Annotated in this window: 26 protein-coding genes; 21 read left to right on the top strand and 5 right to left on the bottom strand. The window is 54.5% G+C overall.

Annotated elements, in window-relative coordinates:
• Positions 1–84 precede the first annotated feature (84 nt).
• The 8 genes from WA411_RS06015 to WA411_RS05980 all read left to right on the top strand — a co-directional run bounded on the left by WA411_RS06015 (position 85) and on the right by WA411_RS05980 (position 8,062).
• On the top strand, positions 85–1,794 hold the full coding sequence (locus WA411_RS06015) for a copper resistance system multicopper oxidase (protein WP_291909131.1): 1,710 nt from the start codon (positions 85–87) through the stop codon (positions 1,792–1,794).
• The gene (locus tag WA411_RS06010; RefSeq protein WP_062785107.1) at positions 1,791–2,540 is read left to right on the top strand and encodes a copper resistance protein B; all 750 of its coding nucleotides are present in this window, start codon (positions 1,791–1,793) and stop codon (positions 2,538–2,540) included. Before WA411_RS06015 ends, WA411_RS06010 begins: the two co-directional genes overlap by 4 nt.
• Before the next feature lie 151 nt (positions 2,541–2,691).
• Entirely contained in the window at positions 2,692–3,045 is a 354-nt protein-coding gene (locus WA411_RS06005; protein ID WP_062785105.1) for a hypothetical protein, read from the top strand.
• 10 nt (positions 3,046–3,055) lie between these two features.
• A complete protein-coding gene (locus WA411_RS06000) occupies positions 3,056–4,408 on the top strand; it encodes an APC family permease (RefSeq protein ID WP_291909139.1) in 1,353 nt (450 codons plus the stop codon).
• Between the two features lie 27 nt (positions 4,409–4,435).
• The gene (locus WA411_RS05995) at positions 4,436–4,663 is read left to right on the top strand and encodes a hypothetical protein (protein WP_223133761.1); all 228 of its coding nucleotides are present in this window, start codon (positions 4,436–4,438) and stop codon (positions 4,661–4,663) included.
• Positions 4,656–7,013, top strand: coding sequence for a heavy metal translocating P-type ATPase (locus WA411_RS05990; protein ID WP_366831879.1), 2,358 nt, complete (start codon positions 4,656–4,658; stop codon positions 7,011–7,013). The genes WA411_RS05995 and WA411_RS05990 overlap by 8 nt, the downstream gene beginning before the upstream one ends.
• Before the next feature lie 27 nt (positions 7,014–7,040).
• A complete protein-coding gene (locus WA411_RS05985; protein ID WP_062785101.1) occupies positions 7,041–7,427 on the top strand; it encodes a DUF302 domain-containing protein in 387 nt (128 codons plus the stop codon).
• 176 nt (positions 7,428–7,603) lie between these two features.
• On the top strand, positions 7,604–8,062 hold the full coding sequence (locus tag WA411_RS05980) for a hypothetical protein (RefSeq protein ID WP_062785099.1): 459 nt from the start codon (positions 7,604–7,606) through the stop codon (positions 8,060–8,062).
• Positions 8,063–8,122: 60 nt separating this feature from the next.
• Here the strand turns inward: WA411_RS05980 and WA411_RS05975 are convergent, their stop codons facing one another.
• Positions 8,123–9,415, bottom strand: coding sequence for a hypothetical protein (locus tag WA411_RS05975; RefSeq protein WP_291909149.1), 1,293 nt, complete (start codon positions 9,413–9,415; stop codon positions 8,123–8,125).
• Between the two features lie 188 nt (positions 9,416–9,603).
• On the opposite strand from WA411_RS05975, the gene WA411_RS05970 reads away from it, so the two are divergent.
• Genes WA411_RS05970 through WA411_RS05950 form a run of 5 tightly spaced genes read left to right on the top strand, consistent with a single transcriptional unit; the run spans position 9,604 to position 12,259 of the window.
• On the top strand, positions 9,604–10,674 hold the full coding sequence (locus WA411_RS05970) for a YncE family protein (protein WP_062785095.1): 1,071 nt from the start codon (positions 9,604–9,606) through the stop codon (positions 10,672–10,674).
• Between the two features lie 41 nt (positions 10,675–10,715).
• A complete protein-coding gene (locus WA411_RS05965) occupies positions 10,716–10,937 on the top strand; it encodes a DUF2933 domain-containing protein (RefSeq protein WP_370385359.1) in 222 nt (73 codons plus the stop codon).
• The gene (locus WA411_RS05960; RefSeq protein ID WP_064226816.1) at positions 10,930–11,595 is read left to right on the top strand and encodes an isoprenylcysteine carboxylmethyltransferase family protein; all 666 of its coding nucleotides are present in this window, start codon (positions 10,930–10,932) and stop codon (positions 11,593–11,595) included. Before WA411_RS05965 ends, WA411_RS05960 begins: the two co-directional genes overlap by 8 nt.
• Entirely contained in the window at positions 11,595–12,014 is a 420-nt protein-coding gene (locus WA411_RS05955; protein WP_062785289.1) for a c-type cytochrome, read from the top strand. Before WA411_RS05960 ends, WA411_RS05955 begins: the two co-directional genes overlap by 1 nt.
• Before the next feature lie 41 nt (positions 12,015–12,055).
• Positions 12,056–12,259 carry a hypothetical protein gene (locus WA411_RS05950; protein ID WP_062785089.1) on the top strand — a complete coding sequence of 68 codons (204 nt, stop codon included), beginning with the start codon at positions 12,056–12,058 and terminating at the stop codon, positions 12,257–12,259.
• Positions 12,260–12,509: 250 nt separating this feature from the next.
• Here WA411_RS05950 and WA411_RS05945 read toward each other — a convergent pair whose 3' ends face one another.
• Complete coding sequence (locus tag WA411_RS05945; RefSeq protein ID WP_062785087.1) at positions 12,510–12,749, bottom strand: hypothetical protein; 240 nt, start codon at positions 12,747–12,749, stop codon at positions 12,510–12,512.
• A gap of 149 nt (positions 12,750–12,898) precedes the next feature.
• Entirely contained in the window at positions 12,899–13,183 is a 285-nt protein-coding gene (locus WA411_RS05940) for a hypothetical protein (protein WP_062785085.1), read from the bottom strand.
• A gap of 275 nt (positions 13,184–13,458) precedes the next feature.
• Between WA411_RS05940 and WA411_RS05935 the strand changes: the two genes are divergently transcribed.
• The 3 genes from WA411_RS05935 to WA411_RS05925 are packed head-to-tail and all read left to right on the top strand — an operon-like array spanning position 13,459 to position 19,138.
• Positions 13,459–14,718: a TolC family protein gene (locus WA411_RS05935; RefSeq protein WP_336119291.1), complete on the top strand. Its 1,260-nt coding sequence runs from the start codon at positions 13,459–13,461 to the stop codon at positions 14,716–14,718.
• Positions 14,719–14,723: 5 nt separating this feature from the next.
• Positions 14,724–16,019, top strand: coding sequence for an efflux RND transporter periplasmic adaptor subunit (locus tag WA411_RS05930; RefSeq protein WP_062785083.1), 1,296 nt, complete (start codon positions 14,724–14,726; stop codon positions 16,017–16,019).
• Positions 16,016–19,138 carry an efflux RND transporter permease subunit gene (locus tag WA411_RS05925; protein WP_062785081.1) on the top strand — a complete coding sequence of 1,041 codons (3,123 nt, stop codon included), beginning with the start codon at positions 16,016–16,018 and terminating at the stop codon, positions 19,136–19,138. The genes WA411_RS05930 and WA411_RS05925 overlap by 4 nt, the downstream gene beginning before the upstream one ends.
• A gap of 350 nt (positions 19,139–19,488) precedes the next feature.
• Here WA411_RS05925 and merR read toward each other — a convergent pair whose 3' ends face one another.
• Positions 19,489–19,923, bottom strand: a complete 435-nt coding sequence (gene merR / locus WA411_RS05920; RefSeq protein WP_062785079.1) for an Hg(II)-responsive transcriptional regulator — start codon at positions 19,921–19,923, stop codon at positions 19,489–19,491.
• A gap of 73 nt (positions 19,924–19,996) precedes the next feature.
• Here merR and merT point away from each other — a divergent pair, with 73 nt between their 5' ends.
• Genes merT through merA form a run of 4 tightly spaced genes read left to right on the top strand, consistent with a single transcriptional unit; the run spans position 19,997 to position 22,324 of the window.
• Positions 19,997–20,353 carry a mercuric ion transporter MerT gene (gene merT, locus WA411_RS05915; protein ID WP_148608182.1) on the top strand — a complete coding sequence of 119 codons (357 nt, stop codon included), beginning with the start codon at positions 19,997–19,999 and terminating at the stop codon, positions 20,351–20,353.
• 15 nt (positions 20,354–20,368) lie between these two features.
• Entirely contained in the window at positions 20,369–20,671 is a 303-nt protein-coding gene (gene merP, locus WA411_RS05910; RefSeq protein WP_062785075.1) for a mercury resistance system periplasmic binding protein MerP, read from the top strand.
• On the top strand, positions 20,668–20,928 hold the full coding sequence (gene merF / locus WA411_RS05905; RefSeq protein ID WP_014575810.1) for a mercury resistance system transport protein MerF: 261 nt from the start codon (positions 20,668–20,670) through the stop codon (positions 20,926–20,928). The genes merP and merF overlap by 4 nt, the downstream gene beginning before the upstream one ends.
• A complete protein-coding gene (gene merA / locus WA411_RS05900) occupies positions 20,918–22,324 on the top strand; it encodes a mercury(II) reductase (protein ID WP_273167692.1) in 1,407 nt (468 codons plus the stop codon). Before merF ends, merA begins: the two co-directional genes overlap by 11 nt.
• Here the strand turns inward: merA and WA411_RS05895 are convergent.
• Complete coding sequence (locus WA411_RS05895) at positions 22,284–22,664, bottom strand: hypothetical protein (RefSeq protein WP_273167690.1); 381 nt, start codon at positions 22,662–22,664, stop codon at positions 22,284–22,286. The genes merA and WA411_RS05895 overlap by 41 nt on opposite strands.
• A 926-nt stretch (positions 22,665–23,590) precedes the next feature.
• Here WA411_RS05895 and WA411_RS05890 point away from each other — a divergent pair.
• Entirely contained in the window at positions 23,591–24,358 is a 768-nt protein-coding gene (locus WA411_RS05890) for a GGDEF domain-containing protein (RefSeq protein ID WP_291909179.1), read from the top strand.
• Positions 24,359–24,383 lie beyond the last annotated feature (25 nt).

Raw genomic sequence — 24,383 nt, 5'->3', positions numbered from 1 at the left:
CTCGCTTAACTGAGGTCCGCGAGCGCGGGGCTGAGACACGTTTCTCGGCCCGGCTTCAATGACGTGTAGTTTGGAGCAACACAGATGAAAACACGCTTTTTGTCAGGGCTTTTGAGCCTGCTGATGCCAGCCATGGTTATGGCCGGTGAGTACGACCTTACGGTCGACCGGGTAAAAATTGATACCGGCGATTTTGTGAAGGAAGGCATTGGATACAACGGCGCATCTCCGGGACCGGTAATGCGTTTCAAGGAGGGCGAGAACGTCCGGATCAACGTGACCAACAACCTGGATGAGATGACGTCCATTCACTGGCACGGCCTGATCCTTCCTTTTAACCAGGACGGTGTGCCTGGTATCAGTTTCCCGGGCATCAAGCCGGGTGAAACCTTTACTTATGAATTTCCTATCCAGCAGGCAGGCACTTACTGGTTCCATAGCCACTCTGGTTTTCAGGAGCCGGATGGCGCCTATGGTGCCATTGTGATCGAACCGGAAAAACGTGAGCCGTTTCGTTATGACCGCGAGTACGTGGTGCAGTTGACTGACAAGCACCCCCATTCCGGTGACCGCATCATGCGCAACCTGAAAATGATACCGGATTACTACAACCGTGAGCAGCAAACCGTGGGGGAGTTTTTTTCGGACGCGTCCAAAAACGGTCTGATGAACACCATTCGGGACCGCATGGCCTGGGGTGACATGCGGATGATGAAAGCGGACGTTGAGGACTTGCAGGGCTTTACGGGCCTGATCAACGGCAAAGGTCCCGAGCAGAACTGGACTGGCCTTTTTGAGCCCGGAGAACGCATCCGGCTGCGGTTCATCAACTCCTCGGCCATGACCTACTTCGACATACGGATTCCCGGTCTGGACATGACGGTTGTACAGGCCGATGGCAACAACGTTCAGCCCGTTAACGTGGACGAGTTCCGGATCGGTGTGGCGGAAACCTATGATGTGATCGTCCGCCCGAAAGATGAGCAGGCCTACACCATTTTCGCTGAATCCATGGGGCGTTCCGGCTATGCCAGGGCAACGTTGGCCCCCGAAGAAGGTATGGAAGCGGCTGTTCCGCAACTGCGTGATCCGGCGCGCCTGACTATGGCAGACATGAGCGGTATGCCCGGCATGGACCATGGCAACATGGCCGGTATGGATCATGGCGACATGGATATGAATAGCTCAGAAGGGATGTCCGGAATGGATCATTCCAACATGGAAGGCATGGATCATGGTTCCATGGCGATGGGAAAAGGCGGCCAAAGCGACCCCTTTTACGCCAAGGGAAGTGGCCTTGTACCCACGGCAGCCAATGGCGGCAAGTTCCTGTCCTATGCTGACCTGAAGGCCCAAGATCCACTGTATGAAGACCGCGAACCGACCCGGGAAATTGAGCTTCGTTTGACCGGCAATATGGAGCGTTATACCTGGAGCATTAATGGCGTCAAGTACGAAGACGCAGACCCAATTCGTCTCAAATACGGTGAGCGAGTTCGCTTCAAATTCGTGAACGAGACCATGATGACTCACCCTATGCACCTGCACGGTATGTGGTCCATTCTCGATGTTGGTGCAGACCAATTGAACCCGATCAAGCACACGGTCAGTGTGCAGCCAGGCACCACGGTTTACATGGAAACCGAGGTCGACGAGCCCGGTCAGTGGGCGTTCCACTGTCACCTTTCCTATCACGCGGCCGCTGGTATGTTCCGCAAGGTCATTGTTGAAGGTGGGCCAGAGTCGACGCAGGCCAAAACAGACGTGATTGCCAAAGATGGAGGTGAGGTATGAGCTGTATTCGATCAATTGTCGCAGTCAGCTTCCTTGCCTCTATTGGTGTCTCAACGGCGGTGACAGCTCAGGAAATGATCTCCGACACGACCGCTCGAAAACAGCCGCTCACAACCTGGGGTGTTCAATTCGAGGAATTTGAGTACCGCTACAGCGACGATGACGAGGAGCTGGGCGTCTGGAATGCGGATGCCTTCTATGGCACTGACGATTTTAAAGTCCGGTTGCTCACAACCGGCGAATACGAAATAGAGGAGCAGGCCTACGAAACGCTGGAAAACCAGTTGGTCGGCCAGATCCCCATTTCCAAGTTCTTCGACGCCAAAGCGGGCGTGCGTTTCGATACTCCGGAAGGGCCGGACCGGACATACGCCGTTCTCGGTGTCGCCGGCCTGGCGCCCCAATGGTTTGAGATCGATGCAAACCTGTACGTCAGCAACGATGGTGATACGTCAGCCGAACTGGACGCTGAGTACGAATTGCTGTTCACCAATTACTGGATCCTGGCGGCAACTCTGGATGCCTCGGTAGCGTTCAGTGAGGATGAAGAGATTGGTGTCGGCAAAGGATTGGTTTCCACCGAAACCGGCCTCCGGCTCAGCTACGACCTGATAGACCGTGCGTTCTCGCCTTATGTGGGTGTGGTGCACGAGCGTAAGTATGGCGATAGTGCCGACCTGGCCGAGGCGAGCGGCGGCGGCACAGAAGATTGGTTTGCCGTAATCGGCGCTCGAATCGCATTCTGATGCTGAAGGGCCATGGGAAACCCATGGCCTTTTTTCGTCTATGATTTGATGTAACTCAAATCCACCGAAAGCCTGTGTCCATTTTCAGTCGCAGTTCAGGTTGAAGTGTTTTGATACAGGGAGAAGTCATCAGGAAGAGAGGTGTCGCCCCATGACCAAAGCACACAAAGCAACCAATCAGGAGCAGTTTTTGTTGGGCCGAAAAATGGCCGTCGAGGGGCTTGGAGAGGATCAGTGGGAGGGACTCATCCACGATCTGAATCACCACCCCTGCGTTGATTTCGCCGAGCGTAGGCCAAATGGCACATTGCAGGTGACGTACGATGGAACCCACTGGTCCGTCGATGAATTACTGGAACTGATAAAGGCCTACGGTGGCCGATTAAAATCCGGATGGTGGGCCCGGCGCAAACTGGCGTGGTACCGGTTTACCGACGACAACGTCCGGGCAAATGCCAAGCATGAGCCGTTCTGCTGTTCCAAGATTCCACCCATGAAAAAATAAAGGAGATTGAATGAGCAGGGAGGAAGATCGAAGCACTCGCTACCAGGAAGGTAGTCTCACTCTGCCAGGGACGGTGATGCTGGGTACCGGCGTCATGATTGGCGCCGGTATTTTTGCGCTGACAGGGCAAATGGCCCAGATGACCGGTGTTCTATTCCCGCTGGCCTTTCTCGCGGCGGCCTTGATTGTGAGCTTCAGCGCCTATTCCTACATCAAGATCTCCAACGCCTACCCGTCCGCCGGGGGCATTGGCATGTACTTGCATAAAGCCTACGGAAACCGGCTGCCAACGGCTTTCAACGCCCTGTTGATGTACTTTTCCATGGTCATCGCCCAGAGCTTCCTGGCCCGGACCTTTGGCTCTTACACCATGCAACTTTTTGGCGGGGATGACAGTGGCCGCATGGTGCCCATTCTTGGCGTCTCACTGATTCTGGCCGCGTTTCTGATCAATCTTCTGGGTAACCGGATGATTCAAGGGGTGGCGTCTTTCATAGGCATTCTTAAGATCGGCGGCATACTGATTTTCGGTCTGGTCGGGATCTGGATTGCCGACTCAGTCTCGGTTGATTTTTCGGAGCCCGGTGAAGCCGGAACGCTGGGCAACTTCTTGGGCGCGACCGCGTTGGGCATTCTTGCGTTCAAAGGCTTTACGACCATCACCAACAGTGGTTCGGAAGTAATAGACCCAAAGCGAAACGTTGGGCGCGCCATCGTGATTTCCATTGCCGCCTGTGTGGTGATCTACACGCTGGTGGGATTTGCCGTGGCCAGTAATTTGTCACTGGCTGAGATTATCGAGACGCAGGACTACTCCCTCGCGGCTGCTGCGCGACCTGCTCTCGGCGATTACGGTGTCTGGTTTACTGTCGCCATTGCCATGATGGCCACGGCGGGAGGAATTCTGGCCAGTGTATTTGCTGTGTCCCGCATGTTGGCCATGCTGACGGAGATGAAACTGGTTCCTCATCGGCATTTCGGGATGCCCGGCAGCATTCAGAAACACACACTGGTGTATACCGTTGTCCTGGGTCTGATTCTGACCGCCTTCTTTGACCTGTCACGCATTGCTGCGTTGGGTATCGTGTTTTATCTGATTATGGACATTGCCATTCACTGGGGTGTGCTCCGTTATCTACGCAAAGACATTAAGGCCAACACCTGGGTGCCAGCAACAGCCATCTTGTTGGATCTTTTGGCGCTGGGCGGCTTCGTCTGGGTAAAGCTTAATACGGACCCGTTCGTTATCAGCGTGGCAGTCGTGACCATGATCGTGATTGCAGTATTCGAGCAGATTTTCCTTAAAAGATCACCGGAATCGGCGCAAGCGAAACAGGAAGAGAGTCATGCGCATCATCATTAATCTGAATCAGGAAGAGAGGCTATTGCCATGATGGGAGATAACATGTTCGGGAATACCATGTGGGCAGGCCACTGGCTGTGGATGCTGGTGATTGCCATTGTGGTGGTCATTCCGGCTTGGCGTATTTGTCAGCGCACCGGGTATCCGGGGTGGATGGGTGTGCTGATATTGATCCCCATCGTCAATCTGGTTCTGCTGTATTTTATTGCATTTGCAGACTGGCCCGCCGACAAAAAAGGAGATCGCAATGGCTGAGCACCATCACGCCCATGACCACGATCACCACACCGATAAAGAACCTGGTGAGCACACCGCCAAGGATCCGGTTTGCGGCATGGCAGTGGATCCGCATACCGCGGAACACCGCAGCCAGCATGGCGGTAAAACCTGGTACTTCTGCTCGTCGCGTTGCCAGTCCAAATTCGACGAGAACCCTGAGCAGTACCTCGATTGGGAAAAGAAACAGCAAGAGCCGGTAGCGCCGGGCACTATGTATACCTGTCCCATGCACCCCGAGATTCGGCAGCAAGGGCCAGGGGACTGCCCAATCTGCGGCATGGCCCTGGAGCCCGAGCAGGTAAGCCTGGACGACGGGCCTTCGGAAGAACTCAAAGACATGACCCGCCGATTCTGGATCGGCCTGGTGCTGGCCCTGCCTGTACTGGTGCTGGAGATGGGTGGGCACCTCACCGGACTCGATCACATTATAGCCCCGCAGATGTCCAACTGGATTCAACTGGTGCTGGCAACGCCTGTGGTGCTCTGGTGCGGTTGGCCCTTCTTCGTCCGGGGTTGGAAATCCGTGGTTAGCCGTAACTTGAACATGTTTACGCTCATTGCCATTGGTACCGGCGTCGCGCTGATCTACAGCCTGGTTGCGACCCTGGCGCCGCAGATCTTCCCAGGCGCCTTCCGGCAGGAAGACGGGTCGGTCGCCGTCTACTTCGAGGCGGCTGCTGTCATCGTGGTGCTGGTGCTGCTGGGGCAGGTGCTGGAATTGCGCGCCAGAGAGAAAACCTCTGGTGCCATCAAGGCCCTGCTGGATCTGGCACCGGCGACGGCCAGAAAACTGGACGACGATGGCAGCGAATCCGATGTGTCGCTTGATCAGGTCAAGGTGGGCGACCGCCTGCGGGTGCGCCCCGGTGACAAGGTGCCGCTGGACGGCGAGGTGCTTGAAGGCAGCTCCAACGTGGATGAGTCCATGGTGACCGGCGAGCCCCTGGCGGTCAGCAAGAAATCCGGCGACCAGGTGATCGGCGGCAGCATAAACCAGCAGGGCAGCTTCATCATGCGGGCCGACAAAGTTGGCCGCGATACCATGCTGTCCCAGATTGTCCAGATGGTGGCCAGCGCCCAGCGTAGCCGCGCACCGATCCAGGGGCTGGCTGACAAGGTAGCAGGCTGGTTTGTGCCGGCAGTTATTGTGATTGCTATTGTCGCCTTTATTGCTTGGTCCTTCTTTGGACCCGCACCGCCTATGGCGTTCGGGCTGATTGCAGCGGTCAGTGTTCTGATCATTGCCTGCCCTTGCGCACTTGGCTTGGCGACGCCCATGTCCATCATGGTGGGTGTCGGACGCGGTGCTCAAAGTGGCGTTCTGATTCGCGATGCGGAAGCCTTGGAGCGTATGGAGAAGGTGGACACCGTGGTGGTGGATAAAACCGGCACGCTGACAGAGGGCAAGCCGCAAGTCACCCGGCTTGTCGCGGCCAACGGGTTCGATGACAGTAGTCTCATGCGTTATGCAGGCGGCCTGGAGAAAGGCAGTGAGCACCCACTGGCTCACGCCATACTCGATAAAGCCAAGGGCATGGACCTGAAGCTTCCGGATGCGGAAGACTTTGACTCTCCGAATGGTAAAGGGGTTACCGGTCGAATAGACGGCAAGCGGGTGCTACTTGGTAACCGCCTTCTCATGGAGTCGGAAAATGTTGACACCACGCGATTTGACGGCGACGCCGACCAGCTCCGAAAAGATGGTGCTACCGTGATTTTTGCTGCTGTCGACGGAAACGTCGCAGGGTTGCTGGCGATTGCCGATCCGGTCAAGGAAACCACCGAAGCCGCTATTTCCGCGCTGCAAAAAGACGGCATCCGGGTGGTCATGCTGACCGGCGATAACCGCACTTCAGCTGAAGCAGTTGCCCGAAAACTGCATATCGATGAAGTGGAAGCGGAAGTCCTGCCGGAAGATAAGGGCAAGATCGTCCAGCGCCTGAAAGACGAAGGCCGTGTTGTCGTGATGGCGGGTGACGGCGTAAACGATGCGCCTGCACTGGCAACGGCGGATGTCGGTGTGGCCATGGGCACCGGGACCGATGTCGCCATCGAAAGCGCCGGCATTACGCTGCTGCGCGGCGACCTGATGGGCATTGTCGAGGCGCGCCGTTTGTCTCTGGCGACCATGCGCAATATCCGTCAGAACCTGTTTTTCGCCTTCGTTTACAACTCCGCCGGTGTTCCGATAGCGGCAGGGGTTTTGTACCCGTTTTTCGGGATACTGCTGTCGCCCATTTTTGCAGCGGCCGCCATGTCGCTGTCCTCGGTCAGCGTGATTGTGAATGCGCTGCGTTTGAGGGTGGTGAAACTCGGGTCAAAGTAATGAACTTCTGAATCATTGGAGGTAGCTATGTCATACACAATCGATCGAGTTATCAAAGATGTCGATTTCGAGGACGTGGACAGAAGAGCGCGTCAGGCCCTCACTGATCACGGCTTCGGTGTGCTGACAGAAATTGATGTCAAAGCCACCATGAAGAAAAAGCTGGACAAGGATATGCAGGCCTATCGGATTCTCGGGGCCTGCAATCCTGGCATGGCGTGGGAAGCCATCGGTGTGGAGCCTCGCGTGGGTGCCATGCTGCCTTGCAACGTTATTCTTCGTGAGGTTTCGGAGGGCATTGAGGTAAGTGCAGTGGATCCATTGGCTTCCATGAGCGCCATCGATAATGACGAGCTCAAGCAGGTTGCCGGGAAGGTCAGGGATATGCTCTCTGAGGTTGTGGAATCGATCTGAAGCCGGTAGAGGCGTCGATTTGCTGCAGTGCCTGCGGTTTGCAATGGATTAGCGAATTAGCCAGGCGAGCGCATAGCCCAACTGAACACTGGAAATGCAAATAGGACTCCTCATTTGACGACGGGATACCTATTTGATGTCAGTCATATTGTGGAGAAGAAAAAAGGAAAAAAGATATGGATATAAAGACTTTTGGACAACTGATCGACTGGACGCGCGATCTGCACTCACATCTGGCGAGCTGTCTGTCCCATTGCGCAACAAAGCACGAGGAAGAACGGGCCCGTGCGCTTTTGGATTATCTGGCAGATCATGAATCGGAAATAGAGCGGATCGTGAACGAGTTTGAGCACCAAGGGGATAAGAAGGCACTGGAAACTCGGGTGTACGACTACCTGTCCCATAATCCGATCAAAACTCATCGAACCTGCGACGAGCCTTACGCGAAGCTTGATTTTGATGGTATCTGCCGGGAAGTGTTCGACTTTCATGATCAGATTATTGATCTCTACAAAACGCTGATTGGAAAAGCCGAAATTCCAGAAGCAAAAGAGCTGTTCGAATCTCTTTTGGCGATGGAGGAAAATGAGTCGATGAGACTGGCTCGTCAGGTTGGCCGAATGCAGGATCTATGAGATCCGAGCACTTTTGCTGACGGCTTAATCCCTTTGAATGTTTCCAATTGAGGCTCACCTTCACACCTCAAAGACGGGCGCAAAGCCACCTCCCGGCGTTCGAAAGTTGGTGGCCTGGCCCTGGTACACACGGGCAGCGGCAAGCAGATGTTGCCCGGCATAGGTGTACAAACGGATATCGACCTTTCTGGTGGTGACCGTGCCATCCACTCTCAGGGTGCGTTCTCCGGCCGGAACGAAGTTCTGCGCAATGTAATCACCCTTCAGGATCTCTTCGAAAACGCGGCGGGTCAGCTTTTCGCCCCGGTAGACACCCTTGCTGCCATGGCCCGCCACCGGTTTGAAAAACAGTTTACGCCGGTTGTTCCACAACTCCGCCTCATCACTTGCTGAAACCAGCAAGGTCTTCGGTACGGCTCTGTCCAGATATCCTGCCTCGGCTTCACTAAGTCCCCAGTCGCGCAGGGTATGGGCATCAGATAGCAGGGTCAGGTTCCGTTTGTCGGCCATAAGCGCATGGGCGCGGGGATTGGGCGTTACGACCGCCGCGCCGTCGAGGTAGGCGTGCCTCAGTGCCCCAAGAGCCGGGGCCTCCAAGGCAAAATCCACCAGCCGGTTGTACACCATGTCGATAGGCATGCCGTAGGCGCTTAAGGCGCCATCGAGATACTCAAGCTCCGATGGGTCGAGAATCAAGGTCTCTATGCCTCTGGCCTGGAATAACTGTTGGGCCAGCTGGAATTCCGGGAACATAAACTGGGACTTTGGCGCATCGTCCACGATGGCCAGGCGACGAGGCGTTGAGTTGCGACCTTGCCTTTGCCACTCCTGTTTAAACATGGCAAATGCCGCGTCCTCGAACCCATTCAGTGCTCGGTTGGTGTCAGCGGTTTGCTGGGATGGGTCACAGCATCGGTGTTGAGCTCGGGCCAGCAGCGTGTTCAGAAATGCGCCGCCGGCGTTGGTGTTGATTTCGATTAGCTGAGGGCCGTCTGGGCCCAGGTGAAAGTCGTAGCCCATGAAGGCCCCGATGGGGCCTGGATCAAATCCGGCGATGTCCGGCGCCCAGGACAGAGCTCTTTCCTTATAGGGCGGAAGCTCGGCTGCGGATTCGATCGCCTGAACGATCCGCTCCATCGTCGCGATGTCAGCCTGGGGAACAAAAACCGGCGTGTTTGAAAAGAGATGATGGATCTCGGGAGTGGCCGGCGCCTCGTTCCCAGTGTCTGAAAACTGCTTCCGGAGGCTGTCAGTGAGCGCTTTTCGGTCAAGGGTGATGCAGTAACACTGCCGGTTGAGCTGGTCGGCTTGGGTTTTGGTTGTTCGCTGGTTTTCCTGGGGCACGTCTTGCATTGGTCGTCCAAGGTTATTGTGAATCGTTCCACCTTGATTCTGGTCAAACGGATGCATGTTTCGCAACTGTTTTCAGGCCTGTTTCAGCTTGGTGTGATGGACTGCCAAGTAATGACCATGCCTGTTCGGGATCTTGCTTACCGGGCGAGGAAATCTTACTGAAACCCTCTGACCAAAAAGGGCACGCTATGAAACATTCGTTGCGCAAGAAGTGGATTGCTGGAATTACGGCCAGTGTCGCTATGAGTTTTTCGCTGATGGTGGCCGCAGACACAAACCGGGCATTTGTTCCCATGGGCACAGCGGATGCCGTCGGCGTTATTGATCTGGAAAACCGCAAGGTGACGTCGTCCATTGGCGGCACACTGAATACCCACGGTTCGGCACTGACCCCGGATGGCCGGCATCTGGTGGTGGGTAGTTTGTCGGCGCATGATCGTCAGGAGCCGGTTAGTCGCCCCGAAGGCGTTTCAGAAGATGAACACGCCGCTCATCATGGGGGCGGGAAGTCTACTGAATTGGAAGCAGGGAGTACCGGGCTGCTCTATTTGGTGAACACGGCCACAAAGACGATTGACCGCAAACTGGAAGTGCCGGGGCCGGTGCACCATGTGCTGGTGACTTCCAACGGTCGCTATGCCGTTTCCACGCATCCTGCTAGTGGCAGTATCAGCGTTGTGGATCTGGATTCCGGTCAGTTGGTCAAAACTGTGGCGACGGGGCCGGCCCCCAACTATCTGGTGCAAACCGACGACGGCCAATCCCTTCTGGTCAGCAATACCGGTAATGGCACGGTCAGCGAAGTGGATACCGAGCACTGGTTCGTCGAGCGCAATTTGCGAGTTGGCGGCAACCCAGAGCATATGGTGCTTGCCCCCGGCAACCAGCGGCTCTACGTGAATGATGCTGCATCCGGCCAGGTTCTTGTCCTTGAGCTTGCCAAAGGCGCGGTGGCGAACCGGTACGAGGTTGGGGAGGCGCCCCATGGCGTTGGCTTGAGCGCAGATGGCCAGACCCTCTATGCCACCAGCCAGGGCGGCAACCAGGTGGTCCGGATTGAGCTAGCCAGCGGCGCCCGCCACACCAGGCCGCTGGCTCCTGCGCCCTATCATCTTGCGGTCTCTCCCTACGATGGCCAGCTACTGGTGACCAGTCGGGCAGAGAACAAGCTTTGGGTGCTCGACCCGGAATCCCTCGATGTGGTTGATGAGATCGCGCTGAGCGGCATAGGCCATCAGATATCCCTTGAGGCCCATTAGTACCCTGTTCTGACACTGGCTTTTTCGCAAAGGAACCGCTCATGGATCGACGCTTTAAAATTACCTTGGCAATGTTTGCCGTTATCGCACTGGTTCTACTCTGGGGAGAACACAAGGTTCATCTGCTTGGCGCCTTGCCCTGGCTGATACTGCTTGCTTGTCCGCTGATCCATATTTTTATGCACGGAGGGCACGGAGGACATGGAGGACATAACCACCAGGCAGAGAAACCGGGAAAGAGTGGAGAGCAGCGTGATGACTGATGGTGCATCGGATTATGGCCTTTGGAGCCTAGTGGTGCTGAATTCGGCGATTTTCATATTCTTCGCCTTCAGTTTTTTCAAACCGCAGACCCGCCGGGACTGGCGTTCGTTTGGTGCCTTCAGCGCGTTTCTGGTGGCACTGTTCACCGAGATGTACGGGTTCCCGCTGACGCTCTACTTCCTCTCCGGCTGGCTGCAGAGCCAGTATCCCGACGTGAACTGGTTGGCTCACGACAGTGGCCACTTGCTGGAAATGCTGTTTGGTTGGAAGGGTTCCCCACACTTTGGGCCGTTTCATCTCTTGAGCACAGTGTTTATTGGCCTCGGGTTTTATCTGATTGCGGCTGGCTGGCGTACCCTGTATGCCGCGCAAAAGGCAGGGCAGTTGGCCACAACCGGCCTGTATGCCCACGTTCGCCACCCCCAGTATTCCGGCTTCGTGCTCATCATGTTCGGTTTTCTGCTGCAGTGGCCAACTCTGCTGACGCTGGCCATGTTCCCGGTGCTGGTGTGGATGTACTCGCGCCTGTCTATTCACGAGGAGCGTGAAACAGAAAAAGCGTTCGGCTCCGATTGGCGGGCCTATGCAGCCAGAACTCCCCGTTTTATTCCGCAATTGAGGAATTTGAGGCGCAAGGAAATCGAGGAACAAGAATGATGCATGGGGCAACTATCTCAGTAGGCGTTCTTGCAGTCGCACTGATCAGCGGCTGCGGTAAACAGGCGGTGGATGACCGCTGGTACACACAGGCTGAGGTCGAGCGCGGCGCAGTGGTGTTCGACGACAACTGCGCAAGCTGCCATGGCGGCAATGCCCAAGGCGCTTTCAATTGGAAAAAGGCTCTGAAGGATGGCTCTTACCCGCCGCCACCGCTCAACGGAACAGGCCATGCCTGGCACCATTCCTTCGACACGCTGATGGGTACAATTAGTCAAGGTGGCGCCCCCATGGGTGGGAAAATGCCGGCCTTCGCAGACGAGCTCTCCAGGGACGATCAAAAAGCCGCTATCGCCTATTTCCAGAGCAAATGGGACAAGCGGATCTATGAGGCGTGGTCTGAAAGGAGTGGGCTCTGATTTCTCTGGGTAATCAGACGATTAACTCAAGGAGCCAGTGTATGAAATGCTTATGGGTGGTGGCTTTTCTAAGTGTTTTTCCGGGCAATGCGCTGGGTGGTGCGCCCTCGGCGGAATCATTGATTGAGGGGATGGAGGCCACCCTGTGGTCGGACAGCAACCACGGCCGTTTCACCATGCGTATCGAAACCGAATTCTGGACCTGGAGGCCTGGATGGTTCGGCAGGTTTAAGATGGAATTATAGCGAGTTATTGTCGGTAGTCACATGGACAGGCACAGGGGTACTTCCTCTTGCACAATGGGTTTTCTTGCCACTGATAACGGTCCTGGTTGTCAAATGGATGTTTCTTGGATGGTTGACTCTGAGAGCCAAATGAAGAAGCGCCGTGGAAGTGAAATAAAGTATCTTCTGGATGTTAAAAATTGAATAAATAGTCGACTGTCGTTCTAAGAGACAGTCGACTACTGATTTTGCTCTGACGTTCTGGAATTATTTAAGTATGATTGTGATGTGCATTTCTACCTGATCTTATTTCTTGTTGATTGATATTTGACCCCTTCATATCTTTTTGAGATTGCATGTATTTCATACAGGTCATCATTCTGGTTTTCGTGTCGACTGTTTTGTTCGGGTAAGTGCGCGCTTCATTAATCCGATCGGCCAATCCTGAATTGGCAGTGGCCATGGTAGAAAATAAAGTGGCAGCTGCGGCAGCGATAATGATTTTTTTCATGATGCTCTCCTTAATTGCCTTAAACCGTTCAATAAATTCAGTTCAGTTTCAGTTTTCTGTGATTTACTTGAGCGTGATCAGGACGTCGACTGCTCGAAGCCCGAGCCAGCCGACGCTTGCGTCTCCACGAGTTGACTTTACCGCAGGGATTACCCTGCGGTATTTTTTTGCCTTTGTTTCAGAGCTTTGTGATAAGCCCGGCCTTCTTCCGTCATCATTTGCACGCGAGCCTCAAAGCCCCCTTCGGACATCGCATTACGTGTCATGTCTCTGTGTAAGCGCTGCATCTCTTCATTCTTAAGTATTTCTTCAATGGATGATTTGTCCATCATTTGGCTGTGCATGGCCTTCATGTCCTTACTGTCTGACATGTTTCCGGCGAGTACGGACGTTGAAACAGTAACTGCTGCTGCAAATATAAGTAAATTTTTCATTTTTACACCTCCTAGTTGGTTGGTGATTTAATTAAAACATCGGTTTCTGAATTGATCCTGAAAGAAACAAGAAAATTTAAAATAAAGTAATTTTTTTCAGGAATAACAGTATCTTGATATAAATCAAATTGTGCATTTTCGTTCTGCAATTCAGTTTGGTTTCAGATAAGCGCTATAAGATTGCGATTCAGAAACATTTCAATGGAGATATAACGTTGTCATTTCTTCCTCACCTTATAAAGCCGGCCTTTCTCGGTGCTCTGGTTTTGACCAGTTTGCCCGCTTGGACGGCAACCAGACTTGAGTTAACCGGCGCGATTGATGCGGCCATCGAGAACGATCCGTGGCTGCGTCAGAGTGTGCAGATGCAAGATGCGCTGTTGGAAGAAGCTGTTGCCGATGGGGCACTCCCGGACCCCCGGATGACGCTTGGTGCCGCGAATTTGCCCACGGATACTTTCGATACCGGACAGGAGGCAATGACTCAGGCCACCATTGGATTTACCCAGCAAATTCCGCGAGGTGATAGCCGTCAGCTGGCCAGTGAAAAAAAGCAGGAAATGGCAGGCGTTCAGCCTTTTCGGCGCGAGAACCGCCGGGCGCAGGTCATGGAATCGGTAGCGCATCTCTGGCTTGAGGTCTGGCGAACCCAGCAAAGCATCGAACTGATTGAAGATAATCGTGCTCTGTTTCAGCAGTTAGAGGATGTCGCCGAGGCCGGGTATACCTCAGCAAGCATAGGTTCCAGGCAGCAGGATGTAATCCGTGCCTCGCTGGAACTGACGCGACTTGAGGACCGGCTGACGGTGCTGCATTTGCAACAGGCATCGAACCGCGAGGCGCTGGCAGAGTGGATAGGCCCGGACCAAGCCAAGCTGGCTGTCAGTAAAGATGTACCCAACGAGTTGCTGAGAGTGTTTCCTCTGGGCTGGGCTGAAACATCCGCAGAGGCACTGATCCGTCATCCGTCAATCCGCGCGACTGATCAGTTGATTGATGCCCAGAGTGTTGACGTTGACCTGGCTCGCCAGGCCTACAAGCCGGAATGGTCAGTATCTGCACAATATGGATACAGGGAGCGGGCACCAAACGGTCAGGACAGGGCCGACCTGTTTTCTGTAGGCATTGGCTTTGATCTCCCGATCTTTACAGGCAACCGGCAGGATCGAAAACTGAATGCATCAGTGGCGCGACTGGAGGCGGCAAAAACAGAACGTATTTTGCAGATCCGGGGACTTCAGGCCAAAGCCCGTGCGGCCGTGGCCCGGATCGAACGACTGGATGACCGCATAGAGCTCTATGAACAGACCCTGCTGCCGCAAATGGAGGCGCAGGCAAGCGCAGCATTGACTGCTTACAACAACGATGACGGCGACTTCGCCGAAGCGGTACGAGCGCGAATTGCAGAGCTTAATACCCAGGTTGAATTGATACAGATGATGGCCGAGCGGGCCAAGAATCTGGCGAGTTTCCGTTATCTGACGTCCGACACTTCCGACATACCTTCCTTTTCACTGAATCGTTACCAGGACTGACCATCATGGCTAATTTTGCTCGCCCTTTGGGCTTTGTATTGCTCGGCGGCCTCGCCGGTGCAGGGGCCACGTACTGGCTTGACACTGGCGCGACTTCGACGCCTGCAGCTGAAATGACTGCTTCTGGCCAAAAGGAGCCGCTGCATTGGGTAGCCCCGATGGACCCCAATTTCAAAAGTGACAAACCCGGAAAATCCCCGATGGGGATGGATCTAATCCCGGTATACGAGGAGGGTGGGTCAGCTGAGGATCCAGCCGGCACGGTCCGAATTTCACCAACGGTCGTCAACAACCTTGGGGTTCGAACGGAGCCGGTGATTCAGGGGCGCCTGCCTAACAACATTACTACCGTAGGCTACGTGCAGTACAACGAAGACGAGATGGCCCATGTGCACCCTCGTGTTGAAGGCTGGATCGAAGCGCTTTATGTCAAAGCCGAGGGCGAGCCTGTTGAGCAAGGCAAGCCTTTGTACACGCTTTACTCGCCCACCCTTGTGAATGCGCAGGAAGAACTGCTTCTCGCGATGAACCGTGGCAATCAGAGACTGGTTGATGCTGCTACCGAGCGATTGTTGGCGCTGAACGTACCGGCTGGTCTGATCGGCCAACTGCGCCAAAACCGCGAAGTGCAGAGAACCATGACGGTTTACGCTCCGGGTTCCGGGGTGATCGAGAATCTGAATGTTCGTGAGGGTATGTTCATCAAGCCCGGAAACCGGGTTTTATCGATTGCCGCGCTGGATGAGGTCTGGGTGATCGGCGAAGTGTTTGAAAGCCAGCTTTCCGCCGTAGAGGCTGGTAACCGGGTGCAGATGACACTGGATTACATGCCCGGTCGCGAGTGGCGCGGAAACGTGGATTACGTCTACCCCGAAGTGAACCCGAAAACCCGAACGGCGCAAGTGCGGATGCGCTTTGATAACGATGATGGTGTCCTGATGCCAGGCATGTTCGCTCGCCTGGATGTTCAGGGCGAACGGGGACAGCGGCAGTTTCTGGTGCCACGGGAGTCGGTCATCCGCACCGGACAGAGCGACCGACTGGTTCTGGCGATGGAAGAGGGCGCCTTCAAGTCGGTTAACGTGACCGTTGGGCGCGTCGGCGACAAGTATGCGGAAATACTCAATGGCCTCTCGCCAGGCGACACGGTGGTCACATCCGCCCAGTTCCTGATCGATTCGGAATCCAGCAAAACCTCGGACTTCCAACGGATGTCATCCCCTCAGGATATGGATGAGCAGGGGATGGATCATGAAGGCATGGATCACAGCACCATGAGCCATGGCGGGGGCGAGTCATGATTGCCGCTATTATTCACTGGTCTATTCGTAACCGCTTCCTGGTGTTGCTGGCGACGTTGCTTATCACAGGGCTCGGCCTTTATTCGCTGAAACAAACGCCGGTGGATGCTCTGCCGGATCTGTCCGATGTGCAGGTCATTATCAAAACCAGTTTCCCGGGCCAGGCGCCGCAGGTGGTGGAAGACCAAGTGACCTACCCGATGACGACAGCCATGCTCTCGGTACCGGGCGCGAAAACGGTCAGGGGATACTCGTTCTTCGGTGACTCCTATGTTTACGTGATCTTCGATGAAGACACCGACATGTACTGGGCCCGCTCCCGGGTACTGGAATACCTGTCCCAGGTTGCGCCCAGCCTTCCAGACTCTGCAAGGCCTCAGCTCGGGCCAGACGCTACCGGAGTTGGCTGGGTTTACCTGTATGCGCTGGTAGACCGCACTGGGAACCAGGACCTAAGCCAGTTGCGCAGCCTGCAGGACTGGTTCCTGAAGTACGAACTGCAAACGGTGCCGGGTGTCTCTGAGGTGGCTGCGCTAGGCGGTATGGTGAAGCAGTACCAGGTCAAGGTCAGCCCGGAAAAACTCAGGGCGCTGGGAATTCCTCTGGCTCACATCCAGAACGCCATCAAGAGAGGCAACCAGGAAGTGGGCGCCTCCGTCATCGAGATGGCCGAGGCGGAATACATGGTGCGCACGTCTGGCTATATAAAGTCCCGTGAGGATCTTCTGTCGATTCCATTAGGACTCAATGACAACGGTACCCCCATATTGCTGAAAGATGTGGCCACCGTTGAAGTTGGCCCGCAGATGCGGCGTGGGGTTGCCGAACTGAATGGGGAAGGTGAAACCGTCGGCGGTGTTGTGGTGATGCGCTTTGGTGAGAACGCTCAGGCAACCATTAATGGCGTGAAGGCGAAACTGGAAGACCTGAAATCCAGTTTGCCTGAAGGCGTCGAGGTGGTGACGGTTTACGATCGCTCTGGTCTGATTGAGCGGGCGGTCAATAATCTCGGCTTCAAGCTGCTTGAAGAGTTTCTGGTGGTGGGCCTGGTGTGCATCGTCTTCCTGTTCCACGTGCGCTCGTCGCTGGTGGCGATTCTCAGCCTTCCGGTGGGTATTCTGGCTGCCTTTATCGTCATGCACTGGCAAGGCATCAATGCCAACATCATGTCACTCGGGGGGATTGCCATCGCTATCGGCGCCATGATTGATGGTGCTATTGTAATGATCGAGAACATGCACAAACACATGGAGCGAACCCCGTTAACGTCTGAGAACCGATGGGAAGTCGTTGCACGGTCAGCCTCTGAGGTCGGGCCCGCGCTGTTTTTCTCGCTCCTGATCATTACCGTCAGTTTTGTGCCGGTGTTTGCCCTGGAGGCGCAGGAAGGGCGGATGTTTTCTCCCCTGGCGTTCACCAAAACCTACGCCATGGCGGCGAGTGCGGCCCTGGCGGTGACGCTGGTGCCGGTGCTGATGGGCTATTTCATTCGCGGCAAGGTGCTGCCGGAGCACAAGAACCCCGTGAACCGCCTGCTGGTTGGCGTTTATATGCCGGTTCTGAAGCTGGTGTTACGCTTCCCGAAAACGACGGTTATTGCTGCGTTGCTGGTATTGGCTGTGGGCCTTTGGCCAGCCACCAAAATCGGCAGTGAATTCATCCCGCCACTGGATGAAGGCGACCTGATGTACATGCCCACCACCTACCCGGGCATCTCCATTGGTAAGGCTCGGGAACTGTTGCAGCAAACGGACAAGCTGATTGCCACCGTACCCGAAGTCGAAACCGTGTTCGGCAAAGTGGGGCGGGCGGATACCGCTACCGATCCGGCGCCATTGACGATGATCGAGACCTTCATCCAGCTCAAGCCGAGGGATCAATGGCGGGAAGGCATGACCACCGAAAAGCTGAAGCAGGAGCTCAATACTCTGATTCGGTTCCCGGGGGTAACCAATGCCTGGGTTATGCCGATCATCACGCGCATCGATATGCTGGCAACGGGTATTAAAACGCCGGTGGGCATCAAGATTGCCGGTCCGGACCTTACCGTCATTCAGAACATCGGTAAACGCCTTGAGGAAGTCATGGTCGACATCCCCGGTACAGCCTCCGTTTACTCTGAGCGAGTCGCCGGGGGTCGCTACATCAAGGTGGATATTGATCGTGAGCGTGCCGCTCGTTATGGGCTGAATATCGCAGATGTTCAGCAGGTAGTGGCCTCCGCTATTGGTGGCATCAACGTTTCCAGAACCATCGAGGGGCTTGAGCGCTACCCAATTAATCTGCGCTACCCGGAAGATTACCGGGATTCGCCCGAGAAGCTGGAGCAACTGCCCATCGTGACCGCATCCGGCCAGCGCATTGCCCTGGCAGATGTGGCGGAGATCGGCGTGGAGGATGGCCCGCCGGCCATTAAGAGTGAGAATGCCCGCCTGAACGGCTGGACCTTTGTGGATATTGAGGGTGTCGACGTAGGCACCTATGTTGAACAGGCCATGGTTACCGTGAGTGAAGAGCTGGATCTACCTCCCGGTTATTCAATCAACTGGTCTGGTCAGTATGAGTACATGCTCCGTGCGAAGGAAAAACTGACCTATGTGGTGCCGTTAACGCTGGCCATCATCGTCATCCTGCTGTTTCTTAACTTCCGCCGTTTTGCCGAAGTGGGGATTATTATGGGCACGCTACCGTTTGCGATGATCGGTGCTATCTGGCTGATGTATCTGCTTGGTTATAATTTTTCGGTAGCCGTCGGTGTCGGTTTCATTGCGCTGGCCGGCGTTGCGGTAGAGATTGGGGTGATCATGCTGGTGTATTTGAATCAGGCTTATAACGCAATGCTGGAAACGTGTGATGACAAAGGGCTGACGCCAAGGCGAGAAACCCTCCGCCATGCCGTACTACACGGTGCCGGTATGCGGGTTCGGCCAATCATGATGACGGCGGCCGCCATTATCGGGGGGCTTGTGCCCATTATGATTGGCACCGGTACAGGGTCGGAGGTGATGGGCCGGATTGCGGCACCTATGGTGGGCGGTATGATTTCCGCTGTCATTCTGGCGCTGCTGGTGATTCCTGTGCTCTTTTATCTCTGGAAACAGCGAACTCTTGGTGAGTAACGCCGATAGCAAGGTGCCAAGATTCGGCCTGGCACCTTGCTATCACGTCTTTACCGGTTATCACGATCATTCGCAGAGTGCCTACCCGTCTACTGCGCATATTCCAAAATCTATTTGCCTGAACGTTCGCTTTGCGACCATCTTGCATCCCATGCGCCACCTAAACAAAAGCGGACATTCAGAAACAATCGAATTGACCAAAAAGCGGTATACGTCCGGTGATCCCATCTTGAGCCGCGCGCTGAAAAGGTCTTTCTGGTTTTCAATTACTGCACCGGGGTAAGTCCACGGACGTTTTAAAGCCGTCCTTGGAAACCGGGTAGAACCCAAGAGGTTGATTGGTTCAGAAGCTAACCCTTTTGGCCTCTTGTCCCAATACCTCCCTCATGTAACGAAGCAATGAGCGGGCACGCGATGCTGTCCGGCTGTGCGTGGCATTGACTGACCATATCGCTCAGAGCCATCTCAATTTTGACCAGCCTTTCGATCTTTTCACGCACATCCTTCAGCTTGTGCTCGGCGAGCGCACTGGCTTCCTCACAGTGGGTGCCATCTTCCAGCCGTAGGAGGTCGCTTATCTCATCGAGACTGAAACCCAGGTGCTGCGCCGTTTTCACAAAGGTCAACCGATCAATATCGGCGAAACCGTAGCGTCGAATGCCACCCGGAGGCCGCTTGGGTTCCGATAACAGACCACGCCGCTGGTAATAGCGGATCGTCTCTACATTTACGTTGGCCGCCCTGGCCAAGCCGCCAATAGTCATTGAATTGGCTTTAACCGACATGCTGCTTGACTCCGTAGTTGACTACGGAAGTAACCTTATCTCATCAAGTCCATGGGCAACAGGTGTAAACGTCATGTCGAAATTCAAATCTAAATCCGGAGGTGCTTCTCTCGCTGTCGGGGGGATTGCTGGAATTCTCGCCTCGGCTTGCTGTCTCGGGCCATTGGTACTTATCACTCTGGGCGTTTCCGGTGCCTGGATCGGCAATCTGACATCTTTGGAGCCCTATCGACCGCTGTTCATTGGCGCGGCCATCGTCGCCATGTACCTCGCCTGGCGACGAATCTATCGCCCTGTAGAGCAATGCTCACCCGGTGAAACGTGTGCGATCCCTCAAGTCCGAAAGACCTATAAGGTGATCTTTTGGGTAGTTACGGCTCTGGTACTGGTCGCTTTAGTGTTCCCTTACATTTTGCCCCTATTCTACTAAACGGAGATTTTCCTCATGCGTAAACAGCTTGTACTTGCCATGTTCCTCACTTTGCTCAGCATGTCCACCTGGGCTGCGTCTCAAAAAGTGACTCTCTCGGTGCCTGACATGACCTGTTCTGCGTGTCCGATCACCGTCAAGCTGGCCTTAAGTAAGGTGGAAGGGGTGTCGCAAGTTTCCGTGAGCTACCCTGATCGAGAAGCCGTCGTCACCTTTGACGATGCGCTCACTTCCATAGAGGCGCTCACCGAGGCCACGAGCGACGCTGGTTACCCCTCCACTCCCACGGCCTCAGAGGCGACCCCGGAGGGGCAATGAAGAATCCGAAGAACCTGCTCAGAGTTGGCATAGTAGGGACTATTCTGGTTGCACTATGCTGCTTCACACCGATTCTGGTCATTCTTATGTCCACCGTGGGACTGGCCGCCCTGACGGGCTATCTCGACTATGTGCTTCTTCCGGCACTGGCGGTATTCATCGGCCTTACGGTCTATGCGTTCTGGCGGAAAAAACACTATGACGCCAGCTACGAGAGCAATTCCAAAGCTCCAAGGAGTTTCCCGAGTGAAAAATGACCAAAAACTGCATATTGCTGTAATCGGCAGTGGCGGAGCCGCCATGGCGGCTGCCTTGAAGGCAACAGAGCGCGGTGCCCGCGTCACCCTGATCGAACGTGGGACCGTCGGCGGCACCTGCGTAAATGTTGGCTGCGTGCCCTCGAAGATTATGATTCGTGCAGCACATATCGCGCATCTTCGAAAAGAAAGCCCTTTTGACGCGGGCATCAGTGCTGCGGCTCCTGAGGTAGACCGAGCGAAACTGCTTCAGCAACAGCTGGCACGAGTGGAGGAGCTGCGTGACACCAAGTACGAAAAGATACTTCGAGAACACAAGGACATCACAGTCCTGAACGGTGAGGCCCGGTTTCTCGACACCAATAGCCTGTTAGTCACGTTGGCTGAGGGTGGTGAAAAACCGGTTCATTTTGATCGCGCCTTTATTGGAACCGGAGCCAGACCGGCAGAACCGCCAATAACGGGGCTGGCAGACACTCCTTACCTGACATCAACCAGTGCCTTGGCGCTGGATACCGTTCCCAAACGGCTGATCGTGATTGGTGCCGGTTTCGTTGCCCTGGAATTGGCTCAGGCATTCGCCAGACTGGCCAGCAAGGTTACCGTTTTGGCCCGGAGCCGTTTGTTGTCCAGTGAGGACCCCGCAATCGGGGAAGCTATGGATGCAGCGTTCAAGCGCGAAGGTATTGAGGTGCTTAGCCAGACCCTGCCCAGCAACGTGGACTATAGCGACAACGAGTTCATCGTCGAGACGCCTGCCGGCACCTTGCGAGCCGATCAACTGCTGGTGGCGACCGGTCGAACTCCCAATACCGAGGACCTGAACCTGGCGAGCATTGGCGTGGAAACCTCACGCGACGCAATTCAGGTGGATGAGCATCTGCAAACCACGGTCCCCGGAATATACGCTGCCGGAGACTGCACCAATCAACCGCAGTTTGTCTATGTGGCCGCTGCCGGGGGCAGCCGGGCCGCCATCAACATGACGGAAGGCGAGGCCAAACTCGACCTCAGTGCCATGCCCGGGGTCATGTTTACCGATCCTCAAGTCGCCACCGTTGGCCTCTCTGAAGCCGAAGCAGTTGCTCGGGGTTATAGCGTGGACACCAGGCTGCTCGACTTGGAAAACGTGCCGCGTGCGCTAGTAAACTTTGACACCCAAGGATTTATTAAAATGGTGGCAGAGCGCAACTCAGGCCGTTTGCTTGGGGTGCAGATTGTCGCAGCGGAAGGCGGTGAAATTATCCAAACGGCAGTGATGGCGTTACGAGCAGGTTTGACCGTTCAGGAAATCGGCGATGACTTGTTCCCTTATTTGACCATGGTTGAAGGACTCAAGCTCTGTGCGCAAACGTTCACCAAGGATGTAAAACAGTTGTCCTGCTGTGCCGGATAAATGATGTGAGCACGGCTTTAAGCTCTGGTGATGGGTTCCTAATGACCAATCGTTCCGATGCCATATCTTGCACGACCATCATTGAAAGAGCCTCATGGCCGAGCACGTGGATCATTACCTGACTGCCCAGGTTGTCCTTTGCTGTGGCAGCCAGTTGGCTACTTCCACTTGGTGTAAGTTTCAGCCAAATAGCCCCCTCAGAGATAACCGCAGCTTCAATGGCCTCGCTGGTTAAATTAACCGTCAGGCCTTCGCTCTCTTGAGCGTTCACGGGTTGCGATTGGACACTGCAAGCAGCCCCGATAATCACCAGGGTGAAAACACACAGTCTTAGTAACATGGATTGGGTGGCATCCCTTCAGTCCAAGTTGATTCGACACCATATGAAACGATGAATGCATCAGATTTTGTTGATACTTCACCTGCTTGAACTCATTTTCAACTTGTTTAGAACCAGACCGGTCTAATGGTTCAACGATTCTGGGCAGGCCAGCAGTTTGATTAAATGCTTGGGACCGGTTAGAGAATGAGCAATAGTTGGCAAATCTCTAACAATTGATTATGGTTTTGCGCTCCGACTGAACGTTCGCTTTGCGACCATAGCGACCTTAATGAACCTTCTTTTCAAGAGGTGCTTAGGTTACTTTCAGTGCAAAGGTCAGAATGCGGTCGCCTCAATTTCCTTTCGAATTTGTGCGGACACACCATGGACACAATTTGGACACAGACAAATAAAAAAGGCCTACGTTTTCACGTAAGCCTTTGAAAATAATGGCGCGCCCGATAGGATTCGAACCTATGACCTTTGCCTCCGGAGTGCACTGTACCAAGGTGCTTTAGCTAGGGGTTAATCGTTGTAATTTGAGGCGGTTCAAGCGGTTATGTTTCAAGCTTCGCCCTCGATAAAGTTCATTTAATACCGATAGTTACACGATTGAGGCCGAATCTGGGCACAGGGTTGTCCGGTTGAGATCGTCGCAAAACTACCAAAGTGACCGCTGCCCTATGCCCTCGATTTCACACTTTACTCGCGCAGATGTGCCTGAACAACTACCTGGATTTTGTCCGGTTACGGCTGCCCTAAATTGGACATGACTCAGCAATTTTAGGGTTGCTTCCTTACGGAACTAGAACGAACGGTGCTCGTAAATTCCTGTCAAACATGTCCAATGATTGACCAAGATTTGGACTCAAGTCGATATACTAGTTACTTCTTCCCGGTCGACTTTGTTTAGTGTTGGGTTTATCACCTTTGAGTCCCACTTTGTGAATACTGAAAATCTGCCTTGTCTCTCCGATTACAACTGGTTCCTGAACACCCTTCCTGAAGCTGCCCTCGTGGTTGGCGATAGCGGTGAAATTCTTATTGCGAACGAAATGGCCAGGCGGGTTTTCAAGTCCAGCGGAGATGGCTTCCATGCAAACCATGTTGGGGAGCTTATTCCAGTGGAGAAGCGCGATGGCCATGATAATAAGATGGCCCGCTTCCACGCCTCTCCAGAGAAAGAGACACGGATTGCAAATTCTGCACTGGAAGCTGTGCGAGGCGATGGGACGCACTTCGCGATTGTTATTATTTTAAGGCAGATTACCTTGGCGTCCGGAAGTTACACCCTGGCGATTTGTCAGGATGTGTCCGAACAGCGATACCTCGTAACTGGGTTACGGAATGAACTAGATCAAGAACGCATGCTGGCCCGGACAGATCCCCTTACATCAATTGCTAACATACGCAGTTTTCGAGCAGAGCTTGAACGCTCGATCGAGCGTCTTTCCCGCTATGGCCGACATTTCACGCTAATCAGTATTGATTTAGATAACTTCAAGCCGATCAACGATGACTACGGGCACGCAGAGGGCGATAAAGTGCTCAAAGACGTGGGGGATGCCCTCAAGTCTGGCCTTCGTAGCGGCGACTTCCCAGCACGCATTGGTGGCGACGAATTTGCGGTGTTGCTCCCTGATACGGGATTCGACGCGGCTAAGCAGTTCATGCCGTGTAGTAGCCCCCATTTAAACCGGACACCTTGGTAGAAGCAAAGGCCTAGGCATAGACCTA

The organism is Marinobacter sp. CH_CUG1437-1, assembly GCF_037029655.1.
GTDB lineage: Bacteria > Pseudomonadota > Gammaproteobacteria > Pseudomonadales > Oleiphilaceae > Marinobacter > Marinobacter salsuginis.
This window is presented reverse-complemented; position numbering and strand designations above follow the sequence as displayed.

What these genes read in the sequence shown, in the direction of transcription:
- WA411_RS06015 (WP_291909131.1), top strand. Translation starts at nt 85, where the DNA reads ATGAAAACACGCTTTTTGTCAGGGCTTTTGAGCCTGCTGATGCCAGCC.
- WA411_RS06010 (WP_062785107.1), top strand. Translation starts at nt 1,791, where the DNA reads ATGAGCTGTATTCGATCAATTGTCGCAGTCAGCTTCCTTGCCTCTATT.
- WA411_RS06005 (WP_062785105.1), top strand. Translation starts at nt 2,692, where the DNA reads ATGACCAAAGCACACAAAGCAACCAATCAGGAGCAGTTTTTGTTGGGC.
- WA411_RS06000 (WP_291909139.1), top strand. Translation starts at nt 3,056, where the DNA reads ATGAGCAGGGAGGAAGATCGAAGCACTCGCTACCAGGAAGGTAGTCTC.
- WA411_RS05995 (WP_223133761.1), top strand. Translation starts at nt 4,436, where the DNA reads ATGATGGGAGATAACATGTTCGGGAATACCATGTGGGCAGGCCACTGG.
- WA411_RS05990 (WP_366831879.1), top strand. Translation starts at nt 4,656, where the DNA reads ATGGCTGAGCACCATCACGCCCATGACCACGATCACCACACCGATAAA.
- WA411_RS05985 (WP_062785101.1), top strand. Translation starts at nt 7,041, where the DNA reads ATGTCATACACAATCGATCGAGTTATCAAAGATGTCGATTTCGAGGAC.
- WA411_RS05980 (WP_062785099.1), top strand. Translation starts at nt 7,604, where the DNA reads ATGGATATAAAGACTTTTGGACAACTGATCGACTGGACGCGCGATCTG.
- WA411_RS05975 (WP_291909149.1), bottom strand. Translation starts at nt 9,415, where the DNA reads ATGCAAGACGTGCCCCAGGAAAACCAGCGAACAACCAAAACCCAAGCC.
- WA411_RS05970 (WP_062785095.1), top strand. Translation starts at nt 9,604, where the DNA reads ATGAAACATTCGTTGCGCAAGAAGTGGATTGCTGGAATTACGGCCAGT.
- WA411_RS05965 (WP_370385359.1), top strand. Translation starts at nt 10,716, where the DNA reads ATGGATCGACGCTTTAAAATTACCTTGGCAATGTTTGCCGTTATCGCA.
- WA411_RS05960 (WP_064226816.1), top strand. Translation starts at nt 10,930, where the DNA reads ATGACTGATGGTGCATCGGATTATGGCCTTTGGAGCCTAGTGGTGCTG.
- WA411_RS05955 (WP_062785289.1), top strand. Translation starts at nt 11,595, where the DNA reads ATGCATGGGGCAACTATCTCAGTAGGCGTTCTTGCAGTCGCACTGATC.
- WA411_RS05950 (WP_062785089.1), top strand. Translation starts at nt 12,056, where the DNA reads ATGAAATGCTTATGGGTGGTGGCTTTTCTAAGTGTTTTTCCGGGCAAT.
- WA411_RS05945 (WP_062785087.1), bottom strand. Translation starts at nt 12,749, where the DNA reads ATGAAAAAAATCATTATCGCTGCCGCAGCTGCCACTTTATTTTCTACC.
- WA411_RS05940 (WP_062785085.1), bottom strand. Translation starts at nt 13,183, where the DNA reads ATGAAAAATTTACTTATATTTGCAGCAGCAGTTACTGTTTCAACGTCC.
- WA411_RS05930 (WP_062785083.1), top strand. Translation starts at nt 14,724, where the DNA reads ATGGCTAATTTTGCTCGCCCTTTGGGCTTTGTATTGCTCGGCGGCCTC.
- WA411_RS05925 (WP_062785081.1), top strand. Translation starts at nt 16,016, where the DNA reads ATGATTGCCGCTATTATTCACTGGTCTATTCGTAACCGCTTCCTGGTG.
- merR (WP_062785079.1), bottom strand. Translation starts at nt 19,923, where the DNA reads ATGTCGGTTAAAGCCAATTCAATGACTATTGGCGGCTTGGCCAGGGCG.
- merT (WP_148608182.1), top strand. Translation starts at nt 19,997, where the DNA reads ATGTCGAAATTCAAATCTAAATCCGGAGGTGCTTCTCTCGCTGTCGGG.
- merP (WP_062785075.1), top strand. Translation starts at nt 20,369, where the DNA reads ATGCGTAAACAGCTTGTACTTGCCATGTTCCTCACTTTGCTCAGCATG.
- merF (WP_014575810.1), top strand. Translation starts at nt 20,668, where the DNA reads ATGAAGAATCCGAAGAACCTGCTCAGAGTTGGCATAGTAGGGACTATT.
- WA411_RS05895 (WP_273167690.1), bottom strand. Translation starts at nt 22,664, where the DNA reads ATGTTACTAAGACTGTGTGTTTTCACCCTGGTGATTATCGGGGCTGCT.